General features: G+C 44.8%; 4 protein-coding genes and 1 pseudogene. 3 read left to right on the plus strand and 2 right to left on the minus strand.

The annotated features are described in order from the left end of the window. Both BJP37_RS42650 and BJP37_RS17945 read left to right on the plus strand, forming a co-directional pair. Window positions 1-283: pseudogene (locus BJP37_RS42650) on the plus strand (hypothetical protein); the annotation flags it as partial. After that, on the plus strand, window positions 195-1,580 hold the full coding sequence (locus tag BJP37_RS17945) for a carotenoid oxygenase family protein (RefSeq protein ID WP_229415581.1): 1,386 nt from the start codon (window positions 195-197) through the stop codon (window positions 1,578-1,580). The pseudogene BJP37_RS42650 and the gene BJP37_RS17945, both read left to right, overlap by 89 nt. Before the next feature lie 88 nt (window positions 1,581-1,668). Here the strand turns inward: BJP37_RS17945 and BJP37_RS17950 are convergent, their stop codons facing one another. Further along, the gene (locus BJP37_RS17950; RefSeq protein WP_075900757.1) at window positions 1,669-1,860 is read right to left on the minus strand and encodes a hypothetical protein; all 192 of its coding nucleotides are present in this window, start codon (window positions 1,858-1,860) and stop codon (window positions 1,669-1,671) included. Between the two features lie 423 nt (window positions 1,861-2,283). On the opposite strand from BJP37_RS17950, the gene miaB reads away from it, so the two are divergent. After that, window positions 2,284-3,627 (plus strand): tRNA (N6-isopentenyl adenosine(37)-C2)-methylthiotransferase MiaB, encoded by a 1,344-nt coding sequence (miaB, locus tag BJP37_RS17955; protein ID WP_075900759.1) that lies wholly within the window; start codon window positions 2,284-2,286, stop codon window positions 3,625-3,627. Here the strand turns inward: miaB and BJP37_RS39460 are convergent. Further along, window positions 3,599-3,763, minus strand: a complete 165-nt coding sequence (locus BJP37_RS39460) for a hypothetical protein (protein ID WP_158069644.1) — start codon at window positions 3,761-3,763, stop codon at window positions 3,599-3,601. The two genes, miaB and BJP37_RS39460, sit on opposite strands and share 29 nt — an antisense overlap. Window positions 3,764-3,868: the final 105 nt, after the last annotated feature.

Raw genomic sequence — 3,868 nt, forward strand, 5'->3', positions numbered from 1 at the left:
TCCCGATTCCCGACTCCCGATTCCCGACTCCCGACCCAAATGTAAAAAACCTACCCCTGTGAGATCTCCCTATCTCCCTATCTCCCTATCTCCCCATCTCCCCATCTCCCCATCTCCCCACACTCTTCCCTGTTCCCTGTTCCCTTTAAAACATGATCCCTCAAGCATCTACAACAAAAGGCTGGGCGAATGCGATCGCAAAACCGGCAACAGAATTTCCGCCTACTGCCCTGCCGGTCATCTCTGGCAAAATCCCAGAAGGGTTGCGAGGTTCTCTGTATAGAAATGGTCCTGCACGGTTAGAGCGAGGTGGTGTACCGGTTGGACATTGGTTTGATGGTGATGGGGCGATTTTAGCAGTACATTTTACCCCTGCTGGTGCCACAGGAGTTTATCGCTACGTCCAAACCTCTGGCTATCAAGCAGAAGCTGCTGCTGAGAAATTACTGTACCCCAACTATGGCATGACAACACCAGGACCTATCTGGAAACGCTGGAGTAAGCCAGTTAAAAATGCTGCCAATACCTCAGTGCTACCATTACCAGATAAATTGTTAGCCCTATGGGAAGGTGGTCATCCCCATGCCTTAGACCTGCAAACCTTAGAAACCAGAGGCACTGATGACTTATCTGGCCTAGGCAAAGGAGCAAGCTTTTCTGCCCATCCCAAGATTGATCCCAAAACTGGAGAGATTTTCAACTTTGGACTGACTGCTGAACTTAATAGCAGACTCAACATTTACAAGAGCAACTCCACTGGCAAAATTATCAAACAAGGGTCAGTACAGTTAGAGGGTTTGCCATTAGTCCATGATTTTGTTCTGGCAGGGCCGTATCTAGTATTTTTTGTACCCCCAGTGCGAGTGAATTTCCTAAAAGTAGCTCTAGGTTGGTGCAGCTATGGTGATGCTATGGAGTGGCATCCAAATAAGTCAACCCAAATTATTATTGTAGACCGTGACAGCCTTAGTGTAGTCAGTCGCGGTGAAGCTGAACCCTGGTATCAGTGGCACTTCAGCAATGGCTATGTGGAGAAAGATGGCTTGATCGTGATTGATTTTGTCCGTTATGGTGACTTTCAGACCAATCAGTATTTGAAAGAAGTTGCCACTGGTCAAACTAAGACCAAAGCGAAAGGAACCCTTTGGCAAGCCCGACTCAATCCTGACACTGGTCAGGTTGTGCAGTTACAACAGTTGTTGGATAGAAGCTGTGAATTTCCTGTGGTGCCGCAACAGCTAGTAGGACAATTCTCATCTCATACTTATCTATCAGTACATCGCGAAGTGGTCGATATTAGTAAAGAATTATTGGGTGCAATTGGATGTTTTGACCACAAAACTGGCACCTTGATTGTGGCTGATTTAGGGGAAAATCGCTATCTCTCGGAACCCGTTTATGCACCAGATAGCCTTAATCCTGACCAGGGTTGGATATTAACAGTTGTGTATGACGGAAATTCTGATACTAGTGAAGTGATGGTATTTAGTAGAAACACCCTAAATCAAGAACCGATATGTCGTCTGGGATTACCAAAGGTTATCCCCTTCAGCTTTCATGGTCAGTGGAAATCCAGGTAGTAGTCTTTTCAATTTACCTGATCAATTCACCTGAAATTTAGCTATTAATTACTGCAGTATCTAGCTAAATAATTAACGTTAAATACTTTCAACTTAAACAATCATAAGTCTCTCGCCGTCCGCTTCCTGGAGGACAGCTTTCCTGCTGTACAGCTAGTAATTGATGTTCAAAATAATCAGACTGATATCCCTCTCGAAAACTAGACTCACCTAGGTAAAAATTACTTCCTAAAACCGTAACTAACAGAGTAGACAACAAGATATAGCTTTGAAAAACCATTGTGGTGACCTTGCTCAAAGTTTATACTCATTACTTCACAACTTTTTCAGCAATATCCGCATGATTTTTAAATAAATAATCAAGTAATAAAAAAATATTAAAAATAATAAAACAAGCAAAAAAATACTAGTTTAACTTAATTAAAATCCAATAAAAACGAGAATTTTAGGGATATAGAGAAATAGCTTGATGTTTAAAATAGGTGTATTTACGGATATAATTAAAGAGTCAATCAAGGTAAAGCAAGCAGACCAAACTTCTGGTTAATAAAATGTTGATTAGAGAAAAATGCTGCTAACTATCTATAGGTTTTGTCTAGGGGTGTAGTTGACCTTTGGCAGAGGGATCACAAAGAAGAGTAGGTCTAACAAATCTATAATTAGAGGAGATCCCCTGATCGAATCCTTAGCTGTTTAACGTAAGATGACCTCATTTCCCCGCCGCTACCATATCACCACTTTTGGCTGCCAGATGAACAAAGCCGACTCCGAGCGGATGGCTGGAATCCTAGAAGATATCGGCTTCCAGTGGTCAGAAAATCCCAACGAGGCTGACTTAATTCTCTACAACACCTGCACTATTCGAGATAATGCTGAGCAAAAGGTTTATTCCTACCTAGGAAGACAGGCAAAGCGCAAACACCAACAACCAGACCTGACCTTGGTAGTAGCGGGTTGTGTGGCACAACAGGAGGGAGAAGCACTGCTGCGGCGAGTCCCAGAAGTTGATTTAGTCATGGGACCGCAACACGCCAATCGTTTAGGGGATTTGCTAGACCAGGTATTTGATGGCAACCAGCTAGTTGCTACAGAACCAATTCATATTGTTGAAGACATCACTAAACCAAGACGGGACAGCAGCATTAGCGCCTGGGTAAATATAATTTATGGTTGTAACGAACGCTGCACCTACTGTGTAGTCCCCAATGTCCGAGGTTTAGAGCAATCCCGTACTCCAGAAGCGATTCGGGCAGAAATGGAGGAGTTAGGACGGCAAGGGTATAAGGAAATCACCCTCTTGGGACAAAATATTGATGCTTACGGACGTGACTTACCAGGGGTGACTGAATCGGGGCGGCATCAGCACACCTTGACAGATTTACTGTATTATGTTAGCAATATACCGGGGATTGAGCGGCTCCGCTTTGCTACTAGTCACCCCCGCTACTTTACAGAACGGCTAATCCGCGCCTGTCACGAGTTGCCGGAAGTGTGCGAACATTTCCACATTCCCTTCCAATCTGGGGATAACGATATTCTCAAAGCTATGGCACGGGGCTATACCCACCAGAAATATCGCCGGATTATTAATACCATTCGGGAGTATATGCCCGATGCTTCGATTAGTGCAGATGCGATTGTGGGCTTTCCTGGGGAAACGGAAGCACAATTTGAAAATACCCTAAAACTAGTAGACGATATTGGCTTTGACCAGCTCAATACCGCTGCCTATTCCCCTCGTCCTGGTACACCAGCAGCATTGTGGGAAAATCAGCTCCCTGAGGAGGTCAAATGCGATCGCCTTCAACGTCTCAACCACCTAGTTGCCGTAAAAGCAGCTGAGCGATCGCAACGTTATCTGGGACGGATTGAGGAAGTGCTGGTGGAAGACCAGAATCCCAAAGACAAGACTCAAGTGATGGGCAGAACCAAAGGAAATCGTCTCACGTTCTTCACTGGGGATATTAATCACCTTAAAGGTGAGCTAGTTCTAGTTAAAATTACTGAAGCTCGTGCCTTTAGCTTGACTGGTGAGCGAGTAGAGTAATAGGGAATAGGGAGTCGGGAGTCGGGAGTCGGGAGTCGGGAGTCGGGAGTCGGGAACAGGGAACAGGGAGTACTGCGTACGCTCTTGTAGGGTGGGCAAATGGATATGATAACTGATCTAATTGCCAAACTCTCAAAATTTGCCCACCCTACCCTACCGAATGCGATCGCCCTATATTTTAAAATAAGGGAAAAACCCCTGGGGGGGCGACATGAGAGCTAAAAAGTAGACTGTATAAGCT

Source organism: Moorena bouillonii PNG (assembly GCF_001942495.1).
GTDB lineage: Bacteria > Cyanobacteriota > Cyanobacteriia > Cyanobacteriales > Coleofasciculaceae > Moorena > Moorena bouillonii.